The following is a 16,397-nucleotide window of genomic DNA, read 5'->3' as shown; positions in this document are numbered from 1 at the left end:
CAGGGGCGGGCGTTCAGCCCCGGCGCTTGAGGAACGCGCCTGCGGCGCAGACGACGGCCAGCGCCAGCAGCGTGCCCGCCACGGGCAGCAGGAAATCCACCTGCCCGTGATAGCCGCCGCCGGTTACGCCGCCGGCCACGCCGCCCGCCCACAACAGGAAGGTCATGAGCGAAGCCGCCACCGACAGCGCCGCGGCGATACACAGCGCGATGAACGCCGGCCGACGCGGCCGCGCCGCCGGATAGGGGGAATAGGGCGAGCCGCTGCGGGGCTGTTTGATCCAGTAGACCAGCCCCGCCACGACCAGCAGCAGCATCAGGATCTTGAAGATCATGATGCCAGCGCCCGTTTAGTCTTCACGGCGCAGGTGCGGGAAGAGGATGACGTCGCGGATGCTGGGGCTGTCGGTCAGCAGCATGACCAGGCGGTCGATGCCGATACCGCAGCCGCCCGTCGGAGGCATGCCGTATTCCAGGGCGCGGATGTAGTCCGCGTCGTAGAACATGGCTTCCTCGTCGCCCGCGTCCTTGGCTTCGACCTGCGAGCGGAAACGCTCGGCCTGGTCTTCGGGATCGTTCAGCTCCGAGAAGCCGTTGGCGATTTCGCGGCCCGTCATGAAGAGCTCGAAGCGCTCGGTGATGCCCTCGCGGGTATCGGAGGCGCGCGCCAGCGGCGAGACTTCCACCGGGTAGTCGATGATGTAGGTGGGGTTCCAGAGCTTGGCTTCGGCGGTCTCTTCGAACAGCGCCAGCTGCAGCGCGCCCAGGCCGGCGCGCGACAGCACCGGGCCGTCGGCGTCGGCGCCCAGCTTCTTGAGTTCCGCGCGCACGAAGGCCGGATCGTCCAGTTGCGCCTGGGTGTAGCCCGGCGCGTACTTGAGGATGGCTTCGCAGATGGTCAGGCGGTCGAACGGCTTGGACAGGTCCAGTTCGCGTTCCTGGTAGGTCAGCACGGCGCTGCCGGTGGCCGAGATGGCGGCCTGGCGGATCAGCTCTTCGGTGAAGTCCATGAGCCAGCGGTATTCCGCGAAGGCCGCATAGAACTCCATCATGGTGAATTCAGGGTTGTGGCGCGGGCTCACGCCCTCGTTGCGGAAGTTGCGGTTGACTTCGAACACGCGTTCGAAGCCGCCCACGATCAGGCGCTTGAGGTAGAGCTCGGGCGCGATGCGCAGGTACATTTCCATGTCCAGCGCATTGTGGTGCGTGACGAAGGGCTTGGCCGCCGCGCCGCCCGGGATCGGGTGCAGCATCGGGGTTTCCACTTCAAGAAAGCCCGCGTTCAGCATGAACTGGCGGATGCTGCCCACGGCCTTGCTGCGCGCCTCGAACGTGCGGCGCGTGGCGTCCGTCATGATGAGGTCGACGTAGCGCTGGCGGTAGCGCAGTTCCTGGTCGGCCACGCCGTGGAACTTGTCCGGCAGCGGGCGCAGCGACTTGGAGAGCAGGCGCGCGCTGGCGGCGTGCACCGACAGTTCGCCCTTGTTGGTCTTGAAGACCGACCCTTCGATCGCGATGATGTCGCCGATGTCCCATTGCTTGAACGCGGCGTAGCTGTCTTCGCCCAGGGTGCCGCGGTCCAGGTAGATCTGGATGCGGCCGGTGCTGTCCTGCAGCGTGGCGAAGCTGGCCTTGCCCATGACGCGCTTGAGCATCATGCGGCCCGCGACCTTGACGGTGACGGGGTTGGCGGCCAGGGCTTCCTGCTCCTGGCCGTCGTACTTGTCGTGCAAGGCGGCGGCGCGGGCGTCGGGAACGAAATCGTTGGGGTACGCGACCCCGGCTTCACGCAGTTTGGCCAGCTTGGCGCGCCGTTCGGCGATCAAGCGGTTTTCATCCTGGGCGGGCGCCGGAGTGGTCGAGTGGTCGGTCATGGTCGGGGAATCAGTCGTAATTGCGGATGTCGTCGATCTCGGTCGTGCCGAAATCTTCGCGATCCAGGTAGGCGAGGATGCGGGAGGCCACGTTGGCGGGCGAGGACAGCTTGCCGGTCGCGTGGAACTCCTGGAACTTGGCCAGCGCCGGGAAGCTTTCCGGATCGCTGGAACGGATGGCGACCTGCATGTCGGTGTCGACGATGCCGGGGGCCAGCGCGACGATGCGCGCGCCGTCGGCGCCTTGCTCGGCCTTGACCACGCGCGAGTACATGTCGAGCGCGGCCTTGGTGGCGCAGTAGACGCCCCAGCCGGCGTTCGGGTTGCGGCCCGCGCCGGAGGAGATGTTGAGCACGCGGCGGTCGGCCTTGAGGTCTTCGACCGCGGCCAGGAAGCGTGCGGTGAGCAGCATGACGGCGCTGACGTTCAGGTTGAAGGCGGCGGTGATGGCCGCGCCGTCGACCAGCGCGTCGGTGCCGGCGATGGGGTGCACCGTGCCGGCGTTGTTGATCAGCAGATAGCGGCTGGCATCGCGCGGCAGCGACGCGCAGATGCGCTGCGCCGCCGCTTCAACGGCGTTCAGGTCCGAGAGGTCCACGGACAGCTGTTCCAGCTGCGCATCCTGCGAACGCGCATAGGCGGCCAGCTCGGGATCTTCCCGGCGCGCCAGGGTGATCAGGCGGGTGCCCGGTTTGGCCAGGCCGCGCGCCATGGCGGCGCCGATGCCGCGCGATGCGCCGGTGAGAATTGCAATGGTGTCGGACATTCGTGAACCTCTGGATGCGTTGAGGGGGAGTATCGCGAAACTTAGATGCCTTGCTTCAGGCTGGCCTGGATGAAGGGATCCAGGTCGCCGTCCAGCACTTTCTGCGTGTTGGAAATTTCAACGTTGGTGCGCAGGTCCTTGATGCGGCTCTGGTCCAGCACATAGGAACGGATCTGATGGCCCCAGCCCACGTCGGTCTTGGAGTCTTCCAGCTTCTGCTGCTCGGCCATGCGGTTGCGCATCTCGAGTTCGTAGAGCTTGGACTTCAGCATCTGCATGGCTTCGGCGCGGTTGCGGTGCTGCGAACGGTCGTTCTGGCACTGCACCACGATGCCGGTGGGCATGTGGGTCAGACGCACCGCCGAGTCGGTCTTGTTGATGTGCTGGCCGCCCGCGCCGGACGCGCGGTAGGTGTCCACGCGCAGGTCGGCGGGGTTCACTTCGACTTCGAAGGATTCGTCGACTTCCGGGTAGACGAAGACGCTGGCGAACGAGGTGTGGCGGCCGCCCGAGGAGTCGAACGGGCTCTTGCGCACCAGGCGGTGCACGCCGGTTTCGGTGCGCAGGTAGCCGAAGGCGTACTCGCCTTCGATCTTGATGGTGGCGGACTTCAGGCCCGCCACGTCGCCTTCGGATTCTTCCAGCACTTCGGCCTTGAAGCCCTTGCGCTCGGCGTACTTCAGGTACTGGCGCAGCAGCATGGACGCCCAGTCCTGCGCTTCCGTGCCGCCGGCGCCCGCCTGGATGTCCAGGAAGCAATTCAGCGGATCGGCCGGATTGGAGAACATGCGGCGGAATTCCAGCGCTTCCAGCTTTTCCTGGAAGGCGTCGGCGTCCTGCTCGATGGATTCGAGGGTGGCGTCGTCGTCGTCGGAGGCGGCCATTTCGAACAGTTCGTTCGAGTCGGACAGGCCCGTACCCAGCGCCGTGAGCGTTTCCACCACGTCTTCGAGGGCTTTCTTTTCACGGCCCAGGTCCTGGGCGTGCTTGGGGTCGTTCCAGACCGCCGGATCTTCGAGCTCGGCGTTTACGACTTGCAGGCGTTCAGCTTTGGCATCGTAGTCAAAGATACCTCCGTAGAGCCTGTTCGCGCTCCGCGTAATCGGCGAGGCGGGCTGCGAGCTGGTTCTGACGTTCGGCTTCCATGATGATCCTGTCCTGATGACTTTTGTGCGAAACCAAACATTTTACCGTGCTTGGGCCAAGTGCGCGGCCGCGTTGGCGGGAAGGGGGACGGATCGCGAGCAGGCGGTTTCCCGGCGTGGACCCCAAGTTGTTCAGTTTTTTGTCAAGTCAGGGGTTCTAGGCTGCGTATAAGCGGTCCAGCCGTTCCTGATCGGGATGACCGGGCCGTAAAGGCGCCGGCGCAGCCGGCCTATCCCGACAGAGGAATGGAGACATAGATGGAAAATGCGATGGCCCCCGGGGTTTCGCCGGCGATCCCGGCGTCTGAGGAAGACCGGATCTACCGCAAGGTAGGCTGGCGGCTGGTGCCGCTGCTGGTGGTTTGCTACGTCGTGGCCTACCTGGACCGCGTGAACGTGGGTTTTGCCAAGCTGCAGATGCTGCAGGAGCTTCAGTTCAGCGAGACCGTGTACGGGCTGGGCGCGGGCATCTTCTTCATCGGCTACTTCATTTTCGAAATTCCCAGCAACATCATCCTGCACAAGGTGGGGGCGCGGATCTGGATCGCGCGCATCATGATCACCTGGGGGATCATCTCCGCCTGCATGATGTTCGTGACCAGCGTGCACATGTTCTACATCCTGCGCTTCCTGCTGGGCGCGGCCGAGGCCGGATTCTTTCCGGGCATCATCCTGTACCTGACCTACTGGTACCCCGCGGCGCGGCGCGGCCGCATCACGACCTTCTTCATGACCGCGGTGCCCATGTCCGGGCTGATCGGCGGGCCGATCTCCGGCTGGATCATGAGCACGTTCCATGGCGACCATGGCCTGTCGGGCTGGCAATGGCTGTTCCTGCTGGAGGGCATACCGTCGGTGCTGATCGGCGTGCTGGTGCTGATTTATCTGGATGACCGCATCAATAAGGCCAAATGGCTGACCGCCACGGAAAAGGCGGTGCTGATCCGCAATATCGCGGCCGAGGAACAGCAGAAGGAAGACCCGCCGATCCGCGCCGCGCTGGCCAAGCCGCGCGTCTGGGCGATGTCGCTGATCTACTTCTCGTTCGTGATGGGGCTTTACGGCGTGGGCTTCTGGATGCCGACCCTGATCAAGGGCACAGGGGTGCAGAGCCCGCTGGCCATCGGTCTGCTGACGGCGGTTCCCAACCTGTTCGCCGTGATCGGCATGATCCTGATTTCGCGCAACTCGGACCGCCACCGCGAACGCCGCTGGCACGTCGCGCTGCCCGCGCTGTTTGGCGCGCTGGGCCTGCTGTTGTCGGCGGTCTGGAGCGGCAATACCGTGCTGGCGATCGCTGCGCTGACGGTGGCGAACATCGGCATCTGCACGGTGCTGCCGCTGTTCTGGAGCCTGCCCACCGCCTTGCTCGGCGGCACGGCGGCCGCGGCTGGCATCGCGCTCATCAATTCGGTGGGTAATCTGGCGGGTTTCGTCAGCCCGTACCTGGTGGGTTGGCTGAAGGACATGACCGGCACCACCAACACCGGCCTTTACATGCTGTCGGGCTGCCTGGTGGTGGGGGCGCTGGTGGCCCTGGCGCAGCCGGCGAAGCTGGTGAACAAGTAGGAGGGAGCGCGCGGCCTGAGACGAGAGTTCAGGCGCCCGCCGCGCGCAACCCTACGCCGGTCGCGGCGGGCCCGCCTACATGGCGGGCCTTGTTAGCCCGCGTGCTCGATCACCAACTGCACCGACACCATCCCGTTCCACACGTTCTGCTCCAGCCGGTATGCCGCCTGGATGTGTTCGGGCAGCGACTGGTCGTGGCCGAACCAGATCGCGTCGAAGCGCTGGTGGCCGCGCTCCAGCGATAGTTTCAGGTGCTTTTCCCCAACCAGGCGCTGGTTGCGCACCACGAACTCGTCCAGGAACAGCGGCGCGGCGAAGCCGGCGCCCCAGACCTGCTGCTGCAGCATGCCGGCCACGTCGGCGTTGGCGTAGCCGGTGTCCAGCGAGCCGTCGGTCTCGATCACCGGCTCGAAGGTGTCGCGGCCCGTCAGCTCGCGCACGGCGGCGTCGAACGCGGGGGCGAAGGCCGCGAAGTCGTTGCGGCCCAGCGTCAGGCCGGCCGCCATGGCGTGGCCGCCGAACTTGCGGATCAGGTTGGGATGGCGCTTGGACACCAGGTCCAGCGCGTCGCGCAGGTGCACGTCGGGAATGGAGCGGCCGGAGCCGCGGATTTCATCGTCGCCGGCGGGCGCGAAGGCCAGCGTGGGGCGCCAGAATTTTTCCTTCAGGCGCGAGGCCACCAGGCCTACCACGCCTTGGTGCCAGCCCGGGTCGAACACGCAGACCGTAGCGCCGGCGGCAGCGTTCGGCTCTTCCATGGCGGCCAGCGCCTGTTCGCGCATTTCGGCTTCGATGGTGCGGCGCTCGCGGTTGATGTTGTCGAGCTCGCGGGCCATTTCCAGCGCCTGCGCCTCGTCGTCGGTGGTCAGGCAGGCGATGCCCAGGCTCATGTCGGCCAGGCGGCCGGCCGCATTGATGCGCGGGCCGAGCGCAAAGCCCAGGTCGAAGCCATTGGCTGCGCGCGGCTCGCGTCCGGCCACGGCGAACAGCGCGCGCAGCCCGGGTTGCAGGCGGCCTGCGCGCATGCGTTGCAGCCCTTGGGTGACCAGCAGGCGGTTGTTCGCGTCCAGCTTGACCACGTCGGCCACGGTGCCCAGGGCCACCAGGTCGGACAGCGCGTCCAGGCGCGGGCCGCCATCGGCCGCGTAGACGCCGCGGCGGCGCAGCTCGGCGCGCAGCGCCAGCATCATGTAGAAAATGACGCCCACGCCCGCCAGGTTCTTGGACGGAAAGCCGCAGCCCGGCTGGTTCGGGTTGACGATGGCCAGGGCCGCCGGCAGCGTGTCGCCCGGCAAGTGGTGGTCGGTGATCACCACGCCGATGCCGGCCTCATTGGCCGCGGCCACGCCGTCCACGCTGGCGATGCCGTTGTCCACGGTGATGATGATGTCGGGCTTGCCGGCGCGGTGCCGGACCGCCAGCTCGACCACGGCCGGCGACAGGCCGTACCCGGTTTCGAAGCGGTTGGGCACCAGGAAGTCCACGTCGGCGCCCATGGCGGACAGCGCGCGCAGTCCGACCGCGCAGGCGGTGGCGCCGTCGCAATCGTAGTCGGCCACGATCAGCAGCTTCTTGCCTGTCTGGATGGCGTCGGCCAGCACGCCGGCGGCGTGGTCCGAATGCGTCAGGCCGTTGGGCGGCAGCAGCGACTTCCAGGCGAGCTGGGTCTGATCGGGATGGGTGACGCCGCGGGCGGCCCACAGACGGGCCAGCAGCGGGTGGATGCCCGAGGCTTCCAGGATGCGGCAGGCTTGCAGGTCGGGCGTGCGGACGGTTAAGCGGGGTGAGACCACCAGGCGCTCCAGTTTTTCTTGGGCGCGGGCAGCAAGCCGAGCAGGCCCCCGCGCGGTTTCAGGGTGAGGGCGACCTTGCGGTCGTCGCCCAGCAGCAGCAGTTCGGCGGGCGCGGCCGGCAGGCCTTGCTTGCCGGCCAGCGGGCGCAGATGCTGTGCGTCCAGCGCGGCCAGGGCGTCCAGCCAGGCGGCCCAGTCGCCGGCCCGCTGGGGGGCGTCCAGGTTGCTGTAAACCTGCGCCGGGGCCGGCTGGGACTGCGTCCAAGGTTTGCCGCCGCCATACAGCCACAGCGCATTGACCGGAGGCAGGCCGCGCGCCGCGCGGGCGTCGTTGACCGGGTGTTCGTGCCAGGCCATCTGTATTTCATTGAGCAGCCGGCGCCAAGGGCGCGCTTCCGCGTCCTGGCGCCACCAGTCGTTCAGGCGCTGTCCGGCCACGGCCAGCGGGCTGGCGGTCTGCGGCCGCAGGCCCTCCGGCAGGCGCAGGCGCCAGCGTTCGGGCGAGAGCGCTTGGACCTCGAAGCCCGTGTCTTCGAACAGGGGGCGGGCGGTGTCCAGCAGAGCAGCCGTTTCCTCGGCGCGCAGTTCCATCAGGCCGGGGTCCAGCAAGGCGGCCTGGTCCGTGCCCAGCGCCAGGTGGACCAGTTCGGCCAGCCAGACGGGGCCATCGCCGCCGGTTTGGGCGCCGGCCAGCAGCGGACCCAGTCCGGCGCCGGGCGGCAGGCCCGCTTCGGGGACGTAGCCGGCGCGGGCCAACTGCCAGGCTTCGTAGGGCGTACAGCCTTGGGCGCGCACGTCATGGGCCTGGGGCCGGGCGGCGCCGGCCTGGAGCCAGCCGTGCAGCGTGGGCGCGCGTTCGGGCAAGAGCTTGGCCAGTTCGGCGGCGACGGGAAGGGCGGGCAGGGCGCCCGGAATGACGATCAGCATGGGCGCGATTGTAGTCCGCGCGGGCCGCGGGAACTAAGCGGCGTCCGCCACTGCCATAGCTTGAAACGCCTGGTCTCGGAACCGCACATCCGCGGGGCGGAATCCAGGCGGTTAATGCCATAATGCGCTCGTGCTGAAAATACCCTACGAACTATGGATAGGCGCCCGCTATGCCGGGTTGGCCCGAATCCGCCAGCGACGCGGCCGCCGCGATCGCTTCATCTCCTTCATCGCCGCCAGTTCCATGGCGGGCATCGCGCTGGGCGTTGCCGCCCTGATCGTGGTGCTGTCCGTGATGAACGGCTTCCAGAAGGAAGTGCGCGACCGCATGTTGTCGGTGCTGCCGCACATCGAACTCTACATCCCCGGCGCGGCGCCGGAGCGGGTGCTGGAGAGATGGCAGGAATTCGCTTCCGCCGCCGAGAAGAATCCTGCCGTCAAGGCCGGCGCTCCGTTCGTGGCGGCGCAGGGCATGCTGGTGCGCGGGCAGGCCTTGCGCGGCGTGCAGGTGCGCGGCATCGATCCGCAGACCGAAGGCAATGTGTCGGACCTGCCGCGCCAGATGGTGTCGGGCAAGCTCGCCGACCTGAAGCCCGGCAGCTTCGGCGTGGTGCTGGGCAATGAACTGGCCGACGGCATGGGCGTGAAGCTGGGCGACACGCTCCTGATGATGGCGCCGCAAGGTTCGATCAGCCCGGCGGGCTTCACGCCGCGCATGCGCCAGTTCACCGTGGTGGGCGTGTTCTCGTCCGGCCACTACGAATACGATTCTTCGCTGGCCTTCGTCGACGACGAGGACGCCGCCCGCGTGTTCCGCGACAGCGGCACCGCCGGCGTGCGCCTGCGCATCGCCGACATGCAGCGCGCGCCGGAAGTGGCGGCCGAATTGCAGAAGGTGCTGCCGCCCTACATGATGGCCAGCGACTGGTCGCGCAACAACCGCACCTGGTTCGCGGCGGTGAAGACCGAAAAGCGCATGATGTTCCTGATCCTGGCGCTGATCGTGGCCGTGGCCGCGTTCAACCTGCTGTCGTCCCTGGTCATGGCCGTGAAGGACAAGCAGTCCGACATCGCCATCCTGCGCACGCTGGGTGCGGGACCGCGAGAAATCGCCCGCATCTTCCTGGTGCAAGGGGCGCTGATCGGCGTGATCGGGACGCTGCTGGGGGTCGCGGGCGGCATCCTCATTGCCTATAACGTGGACGTGATCGTGCCGTTCATCGAAGGGCTGCTGGGCGTGCATTTCCTGCCGCGCGAAATCTATTTCATCAGCGCCTTGCCGTCGGATCCGCAGATGGGCGACATCGTCACCATCGGCGTGACCTCCCTGGTGCTGTCGCTGCTGGCGACCCTGTACCCCAGCTGGCGCGCCTCGCGCCTGCAACCCGCACAGGTGCTGCGCCATGACTGACATGCTGACTCCCGCACTGCAGGCCGACAACATCGTCAAGGTCTACGACGAAGGCCCTGCGCGCATCGAAGTGCTGAGCAACGTCAGCCTGACCGTGGCGCGCGGCGAAATGGTCGCCATCGTCGGCGCCTCCGGCTCCGGCAAGAGCACGCTGCTGCATATCCTGGGCCTGCTGGACGTGCCCACCAGCGGCTCGGTTTCGGTGGACGGCCAGCTTGCCGTCGGGCTGTCCGAGGCCCGCAAGAGCGCCGTGCGCAACCGCAGCCTGGGTTTCGTCTACCAGTTCCACCACCTGCTGCCGGAGTTCTCGGCGCTGGACAACGTGGCGATGCCGCTGATCGTGCGCCGCGAGAACCGCGACAAGGCGCGGCAAGCCGCGCACGAGGTCCTGGGCATGGTGGGCCTGGCCGCGCGCGAAGGTCACTTCCCGGGCCAGCTGTCCGGCGGCGAACGGCAGCGCGTGGCGCTGGCGCGCGCCCTGGTTACGCGGCCCGTCTGCGTGCTGGCCGACGAGCCCACCGGCAACCTGGACCGCCACACGGCGCACAATATGTTCGAACTGCTGACGCGGGTGAACCAGGAGTCCGGCACGGCGTTCGCCATCGTCACGCACGACCCGGAACTGGCCGCCCGCGCCGACCGCCAGCTGCTCATGGAAAACGGCCGCCTGGTTTCGGGTTAAGGCGCGCCGGGGGGATAATCCGGGCAAGGAGGTCGCGCCCATGCTGATCGATACCCATTGCCACCTGGATGCCGCCGAGTTCGACGCCGACCGCGAGCAAGTCGCCGACGACGCCTGCCAGGCAGGCGTGCAGTCCATTGTGATTCCAGCGGTCGAACGCGCCAATTTTTCCGTGGTGCGCGAGCTGGCCGGCAAGACGGCCGGCGGCGCCTATGCGCTGGGCATCCATCCGCTATACGTCCAGCGCGCCAGCGACGCCGATCTGGAAGCGCTGCGCGCTGCCGTCAAGGATGCGCTGGGCGATCCTCGCTTCGTCGCCATCGGCGAGATCGGCCTGGATTTCTTCGTTCCCGAAATAGCCTCCGGCGAACCGCGCGAGCGCCAGGAGCGCTTCTACGCCGCGCAACTGGCGCTGGCTGCCGAGTTCGGCCTGCCGGTGCTGCTGCATGTGCGCAAGTCGCAGGACATCCTCTTGAAGTACCTGCGCCGCCATCCGCGCATCGGCGGCATTGCGCACGCCTTCAACGGCAGCGCGCAGCAGGCGCAGGCATTCATAGACCAGGGATTCGCGCTGGGCCTGGGCGGCGCCATGACCTATGAGCGCGCCTTGCAGATACGCCGCCATGCGGTGGACGTGGACCTGGCCCACCTGGTGCTGGAAACCGATGCGCCGGACATCCCTCCGGCCTGGCTGCATCCGCCGCATCGGCGCAATGCGCCTGCCGAACTGGTCCGCATCGCGGCCACGTTGGCGGAATTGCGTGGCATCACGCCGGCGCAGGTGGCCCATGCCACCACCGCCAACGCCATGCGTGTATTGCCGCGGCTGCCGGCCGCGATCCTGGCCGACGCCGACTGATCGACCCTGGCTTCAGCCGTTCAGGCGCGGCAGTTCCAGCCGCACGCTTAGCCCCTGTGGCGAAATATTGCGGGCCGACATCCTGCCCTTGTGCGCGGCCACGGCGGCCTGGGCAATCGACAGGCCCAGTCCGGCGCCGCTGCCCGGCTTGCGCGCGCCCGAGGCGGTGCGATAGAAGGGCTCGAACAGCGATTGCAGCTCTTCGGCGGCCACGCCGGGCCCATGATCCTCGATCTCCAGGCAGGCTTCGTGCGCGTTCGACAGCAGGCGCACGCGGATCGCGCTGTGCGCGGGCGCAAAGCGCAGGGCGTTGCGCAGTACGTTCTCGATGGCGCTGGCCAGGCTGCAACGGTCGCCGACCAGGGGCACGGGCGCATGTTGGCTCCACTCTATGCGGATCTGCCGGCCGCCAGCCTCAAAGCGTGCATCCTCGACGACGTCCGACACGAGTTCGGCCAGGTCCAGGGTGTCAGTAGGCACGGGCAGGGCGCCCAGGCGCGCCAGCCGCAAGGTGTTGCCGACCAGCGCGTCCAGGCGTTCGCATTCGAGTTCGATGCGGTCCAGCTGCAGATCCTGGCGCTCGTCCTTGCGCCGCGCGAGCTCCGCCGCCAGCCGCAGCCGTGCAAGCGGCGAACGCAGTTCGTGTGCGATGTTGTGCAGCAGCTGTTCGCGCGTGTCGACCAGCGCCTTCAGCCGGTCGGCCATGGCGTCGAAGTCGCGCGCAAGCTGGCCCAGTTCGTCCTTGCGTCGGGCCAGCTTGGCGGGCGTGTGCGCATCCAGCCGCCCGGCGGACAGGGCATGCGTGGTCTGGCGCAACTGCGCCAAGGGCGCCGTCACGTGGCGGCTCAGGGCCCAGCAGAACGGTGCGGTCACCGCCAGCGCGAACAGCACCAGGGCCAGCGCCACGGGCGACAGGGCCAGCACTTCCCAATGCGATGAATCGAACGGCAGGAACAGCAGCAACAGCTGCGAACCATCGGGCAAGACCAGCTTTTGCGGTTCCCACCAGGAAACGCGCTCGCCGGTGGGGTCGGCGGGAAGGTAGTCGGCTTTCGGCGAACGGTCCGGCCCGGCGCGGAAATCGCTCAGCCAGTCTTCCATGCGGGCGGGCAGCCGCCGGCCCAGGATGTCCTTGTCCTGGGCGTCCATGACGTAGATCTTCAGCGCCGAGTAGCGCCGGTCCATGGCTTCGACCCAGCGTTCCAGGCCATCCACGCCCTCGCTGCGGGCGATCTGCGCAGCATCGCGCGTGAGATTGCCGGGATTCAGGCCATCCAGGGAATTGAAGCGGTACCAGGCGACCGCGGCCGTCAGCACCATGCCGCAGACCAGGATGACGGCCATCGCACCCCAGAAGGTCAGGAAGGCGCGTCCGAATAGCGAGCGGGTGGGCAGCCAGGCCATCAGTCAGCGCCCGCCAGCACGTAACCCAGGCCGCGCAGGTTGCGGATCGCCAAGGTCTCGGCGCCGGCGTCGCTGCGCAGCTTCTTGCGCAGCGAGCTGATGTGGGTGTCGATGCTGCGGTCGTAGCGGTCCGGCTTGCGGCCCAGCGCGTACAGGCCGATCTGGTCGCGCGCGACCACTTGGCCGGGCGTGCGCATGAGGATTTCCAGGATGCGCTGTTCGGCGCCGGTCAGCGGGATTTCGCTATCGCCCATCCGCAGCACGCCGGTGGCGGCGTCCAGCGACACTGCGCCCAGCGCCAGGGCGGGGCGGGCCGTGTCCGGCACTTCCTCGAAACGGCGCAGCACGGCCGTGATGCGGGCCTTGAGTTCGCGCGGACTGAAGGGCTTGGCCAGGTAATCGTCGGCGCCGAACTCCAGGCCCAGCACGCGGTCCGTCTCGCCGCCGTGGGCGGTGAACATGATGACCGGCCGGCGCGAGCGTTGGCGGTATTGCTTCAGCAGATCCAGCCCGTTGCCGTCGGGCAGCATCAGGTCCAGCAGCACCAGGTCGTAGTCGTCCTGAGCCAACAGGGCCAGGCCCTGCGTGCCGCTATGCGCCAGGGTGAGCTGGCAGTGACCGGGTTCCAGGTACTCGCGCAGCATCTGCGCAAGCTCGACATCGTCGTCAATCAGCAGGATGCGGCGAGTCGCCGGTGCGTGGGAAAAAGGCATGCGTGTCGTCGGTTCTGCATCCGGCAGTTTGGCTTATGGCCGCGGGCCGGAGTGTCAAGAAGTTCAAAGAAGATAAAAGTTGCGGAAAGCGTGTTGCTGGCTCCCGGCAGGTCCAATTCTAATATGAGAATGGTTTTCATTAATAAATACGGGAAAGGACGGACGCCGCACGCGGGGTGGGGCGCGGGCCTGGGACGGGAGAAACTGGAATCATGAGCAGCAAAGAATTGGTCGCCGGCCGGCGCGGTCCGGGTTCGCGCACGCAGTTGGCGGCAGCCCTGTGCGCAGCGGGTTTCGGCGTGGCGCAGCCCGCGTGGGCGCAGAGCGCCGACACCGCAAAGACGCTGGATACCGTGGTGGTGACGGCCTCGGGTTATGAACAGCAGATCCAGGATGCGCCGGCATCGATCAGCGTGATCACCCGCGAGGACCTGGACAAGAAGTTCTACCGCGACATCAACGACGCGCTGGTGGACGTGCCAGGCGTGATCGTCACCGGCGGCGGCGATCGCCAGGACATCAGCCTGCGTGGCATGGGCCCCAAGTACACGCTGATACTGATCGACGGCAAGCGCCAGAACTCGCGCGAGACCCGCACCAACTCGGACTCCACGGGCGTCGAAGGCGGCTGGACCCCGCCGCTTTCCGCCATCGAGCGCATCGAGGTGGTGCGCGGCCCCATGTCCTCGCTGTACGGCTCGGACGCCATGGGCGGGGTGATCAACATCATCACGCGCAAGGTGCCTTCGGAGTGGGGCGGCGAGATCCGCCTGGACACCACCATCCAGGAAAGCAACAAGTCGGGCGACATCTACCAGGGCAACTTCTACCTGTCCGGCCCGATCAAGACGGACCTGCTGGGCCTGCAGATCTACGGCCAGGCCACGCAGCGCGACGAAGACGACATCGTCGACGGCTTCCGCAAGCGCAACTCGGAAAGCGTCACGGCCAAGCTGGCGCTGACGCCCAACCGCGACCACGACATCGTGCTGGAAGCGACCACCATGCGCCAGAAGCTGCACGAAACGCTGGGCAAGACGGTCGAGCCGCTGCCGCCCGGCCAGGCTTGCGGGCGCAATGGTTGCCCGGCCTCGTCCGATACCGACTACCGCAGCAACAAGTGGGCGCTGTCGCATACCGGACGCTGGGGCTGGGGCGTGTCGGACAGCTATGTGCAGCAGGAAGAGTTCGACAACCGCTCGCGCCAGATGAAGATCAAGAACCTGGACATCCAGACGAGCTGGACCTTGCCCCTGGGTTCGCACATGCTGACCCTGGGCGGCAGCTACCTGAGCCAGCGCCTGAATGACCAGACCGGCAACCAGCTGGCCAACGGCCCCAGCAAGGTGGACCGCTACCAGTGGGCCTTGTTCGCCGAAGACGAATGGCGCCTGACCGAGACCTTCGCCGTCACCACCGGCCTGCGCATGGACGAAGACGAGAACTTCGGCACGCACTTCAGCCCGCGCCTGTACGGCGTCTGGCACATGGCCGACCGCTGGACCCTGAAGGGCGGCGTGTCCACCGGTTTCCGCGCGCCCGACCTGCGCCAGACGGTGGCGGGCTGGGGCCAGGTCAGCCGCGGCGGCAATATGTACGGCAACCCGGACCTGACGCCCGAGAAGTCGGTGACCGAGGAAATCGGCATCCTGTATGACGACGGCGAAGGCTTCAACGCCGGCCTGACGATCTTCAACAACGACTTCAAGGACAAGATCACCCGCGTGGCTTGCCCGGCGACCCAGTGCACGGACGGCCCGAACCAGTTCGGCTCGGACCCGACCACCTACATGAACGTGGACAAGGCCAATTCGCGCGGCGTGGAAGCCAACCTGAAGCTGCCGCTGTCGCGCGACTGGTCCCTGACCAGCAGCTACACCTTCACCAAGTCGGAGCAGAAGTCGGGCCAGTACAAGGGCCAGCCGCTGAACCAGCTGCCCAAGCACCTGTTCACCACCACGGTGAACTGGCAGGCCTCGGACGCGCTGCAGGCATGGGCGCGCCTGAACTACCGCGGCAAGGAAAGCCAGCCCATCACCGGCCCCTCGTCCTCGTCGGTGGTCGCGCCTTCCTACACGTTCGTGGACCTGGGCGGTTCGTACCAGGTGAACAAGACGGTGGCGGTGTACGCCGGCATCTACAACCTGTTCGACAAGCAGGTCACGTACGACGACTACGGCTACGTCGAGGACGGCCGCCGCTACTGGCTGGGCGTGGGCGTCAAGTTCTGAGTTTGAAAGGGCGCCTGGCGCCCGCAACATGAAGAGGTACGCATGAAGAAGCAAATGCAGGCAGGCCGCGTCCGGCGTTGGGCGATGCAGGCCGGGGCCGCGCTGGTCCTGGGCGCCGCCACGGCGGTATGCGCCGCGCAGGCGACGGTGCCGGTGAAGCACGCGCGCGGCGAAACCGCCGTGCCGGCCAACCCGGCGAAGACAGTGGTGATGGACCTGGCCGTGCTGGACACCCTGCATGCGCTGGACGTAAACGTGGCGGGCGTGCCGACGGTGGCCAAGTGGCCGCCGCAGCTCAGCCAGTATGCCGATCAGCGCTACCTGAAGGTGGGATCGATGTTCGAGCCCAACTACGAGGTGATCCACGCCGCCGCGCCGCAACTCATCTTCGTCGCGGGCCGCTCCGCGCCCAAGTACGACGAGCTCGCCAAGCTGGCGCCCACCGTGGACCTGACGGTCAACGCGAAGGACCTGGTCGGCAGCGTGACGCGCAACACCGAAACGCTGGCCGCCATCTACGGCAAGCAGGATGTCGCCAAGACCAAGCTCGACGCCCTGCGCGCTTCGATCGCGGACCTGAACGGCAAGGCGGCCAACGCCGGCACCGCGCTGATCGTGCTGACCACTGGCGGCAAGATGAGCGCCTACGGTCCGGGTTCGCGCTTCGGCGTGATCCACGACGCCTTCGGCATCAAGCCGGCGACGACGGGGCTGAGCGTGTCGAACCACGGCCAGGCGATCTCGTTCGAGTTCATCGCCCAGACCGACCCCGACTGGCTGTTCGTGATCGACCGCGACGCCGCCATCGGCCGTGAAGGCGTGTCGGCCCAGCGCATGCTGGACAACGAGCTGGTGCGTCCGACCAAGGCCTGGAAGAACAAGCGCGTGGTTTACCTGAACGGCTACAACTGGTACCTGCTGGGCAGCGCGGGCCTGACCGCCATGCAGCAGAACGTGGACGAGATCGCGGCCGCGCTGGCCGCGGGCAAGTAAAGCCTGATGCGTGAGCGGCGGGAGTAATCGCG

The 16,397-nt window shown here is 67.4% G+C and carries 14 protein-coding genes; 6 read left to right on the top strand and 8 right to left on the bottom strand.

Features of this window, described 5'->3' with window-relative positions; genetic code table 11:
* Positions 1-13: 13 nt before the first annotated feature.
* The 4 genes from HV793_RS17775 to prfB all read right to left on the bottom strand — a co-directional run bounded on the left by HV793_RS17775 (position 14) and on the right by prfB (position 3,785).
* Positions 14-334: a preprotein translocase subunit TatB gene (locus tag HV793_RS17775; RefSeq protein ID WP_175213685.1), complete on the bottom strand. Its 321-nt coding sequence runs from the start codon at positions 332-334 to the stop codon at positions 14-16.
* Between the two features lie 15 nt (positions 335-349).
* The gene (gene lysS / locus HV793_RS17770; RefSeq protein ID WP_054456145.1) at positions 350-1,873 is read right to left on the bottom strand and encodes a lysine--tRNA ligase; all 1,524 of its coding nucleotides are present in this window, start codon (positions 1,871-1,873) and stop codon (positions 350-352) included.
* Positions 1,874-1,883: 10 nt separating this feature from the next.
* The gene (locus tag HV793_RS17765) at positions 1,884-2,639 is read right to left on the bottom strand and encodes an SDR family oxidoreductase (protein ID WP_119451232.1); all 756 of its coding nucleotides are present in this window, start codon (positions 2,637-2,639) and stop codon (positions 1,884-1,886) included.
* A 41-nt stretch (positions 2,640-2,680) separates the two neighbouring features.
* Positions 2,681-3,785 (bottom strand): peptide chain release factor 2 gene (prfB, locus tag HV793_RS17760; RefSeq protein ID WP_119451233.1). Its coding sequence is split into 2 segments (ribosomal slippage): positions 2,681-3,703 and positions 3,705-3,785, totalling 1,104 coding nucleotides; the frame shifts between segments, so codons are not numbered across the junction.
* A 257-nt stretch (positions 3,786-4,042) separates the two neighbouring features.
* Here prfB and HV793_RS17755 point away from each other — a divergent pair.
* Entirely contained in the window at positions 4,043-5,353 is a 1,311-nt protein-coding gene (locus HV793_RS17755) for an MFS transporter (protein WP_125470689.1), read from the top strand.
* 92 nt (positions 5,354-5,445) lie between these two features.
* Here the strand turns inward: HV793_RS17755 and recJ are convergent, their stop codons facing one another.
* Positions 5,446-7,146 (bottom strand): single-stranded-DNA-specific exonuclease RecJ, encoded by a 1,701-nt coding sequence (gene recJ, locus HV793_RS17750; RefSeq protein WP_119451235.1) that lies wholly within the window; start codon positions 7,144-7,146, stop codon positions 5,446-5,448.
* Positions 7,128-8,072, bottom strand: a complete 945-nt coding sequence (locus HV793_RS17745) for a hypothetical protein (RefSeq protein ID WP_175213684.1) — start codon at positions 8,070-8,072, stop codon at positions 7,128-7,130. The genes recJ and HV793_RS17745 overlap by 19 nt, the downstream gene beginning before the upstream one ends.
* Before the next feature lie 178 nt (positions 8,073-8,250).
* Here HV793_RS17745 and HV793_RS17740 point away from each other — a divergent pair, with 178 nt between their 5' ends.
* From HV793_RS17740 to HV793_RS17730, 3 genes are read left to right on the top strand one after another with little or no spacing between them, the layout of a single operon-like run.
* Positions 8,251-9,483 carry a lipoprotein-releasing ABC transporter permease subunit gene (locus HV793_RS17740; protein ID WP_233564600.1) on the top strand — a complete coding sequence of 411 codons (1,233 nt, stop codon included), beginning with the start codon at positions 8,251-8,253 and terminating at the stop codon, positions 9,481-9,483.
* On the top strand, positions 9,476-10,165 hold the full coding sequence (locus tag HV793_RS17735) for an ABC transporter ATP-binding protein (RefSeq protein WP_054456159.1): 690 nt from the start codon (positions 9,476-9,478) through the stop codon (positions 10,163-10,165). The genes HV793_RS17740 and HV793_RS17735 overlap by 8 nt, the downstream gene beginning before the upstream one ends.
* A gap of 40 nt (positions 10,166-10,205) precedes the next feature.
* A complete protein-coding gene (locus HV793_RS17730; protein WP_175213683.1) occupies positions 10,206-11,024 on the top strand; it encodes a TatD family hydrolase in 819 nt (272 codons plus the stop codon).
* A gap of 12 nt (positions 11,025-11,036) precedes the next feature.
* Here HV793_RS17730 and HV793_RS17725 read toward each other — a convergent pair whose 3' ends face one another.
* Both HV793_RS17725 and HV793_RS17720 read right to left on the bottom strand, forming a co-directional pair.
* Positions 11,037-12,428: a sensor histidine kinase gene (locus HV793_RS17725; RefSeq protein ID WP_054456162.1), complete on the bottom strand. Its 1,392-nt coding sequence runs from the start codon at positions 12,426-12,428 to the stop codon at positions 11,037-11,039.
* Positions 12,428-13,141 carry a response regulator transcription factor gene (locus HV793_RS17720; protein ID WP_175213682.1) on the bottom strand — a complete coding sequence of 238 codons (714 nt, stop codon included), beginning with the start codon at positions 13,139-13,141 and terminating at the stop codon, positions 12,428-12,430. Before HV793_RS17720 ends, HV793_RS17725 begins: the two co-directional genes overlap by 1 nt.
* A 212-nt stretch (positions 13,142-13,353) precedes the next feature.
* Here HV793_RS17720 and HV793_RS17715 point away from each other — a divergent pair, with 212 nt between their 5' ends.
* Both HV793_RS17715 and HV793_RS17710 read left to right on the top strand, forming a co-directional pair.
* Positions 13,354-15,372 carry a ligand-gated channel protein gene (locus HV793_RS17715; RefSeq protein ID WP_119451239.1) on the top strand — a complete coding sequence of 673 codons (2,019 nt, stop codon included), beginning with the start codon at positions 13,354-13,356 and terminating at the stop codon, positions 15,370-15,372.
* A 42-nt stretch (positions 15,373-15,414) separates the two neighbouring features.
* A complete protein-coding gene (locus HV793_RS17710; protein WP_082401124.1) occupies positions 15,415-16,365 on the top strand; it encodes a siderophore ABC transporter substrate-binding protein in 951 nt (316 codons plus the stop codon).
* Positions 16,366-16,397: the final 32 nt, after the last annotated feature.

The organism is Achromobacter aegrifaciens (assembly GCF_902859965.1).
Taxonomy (GTDB): Bacteria; Pseudomonadota; Gammaproteobacteria; order Burkholderiales; family Burkholderiaceae_B; genus Achromobacter; species Achromobacter aegrifaciens.
Note: the sequence above shows the minus strand (reverse complement) of the source record. Positions and strands in the feature narration are given on the sequence as shown.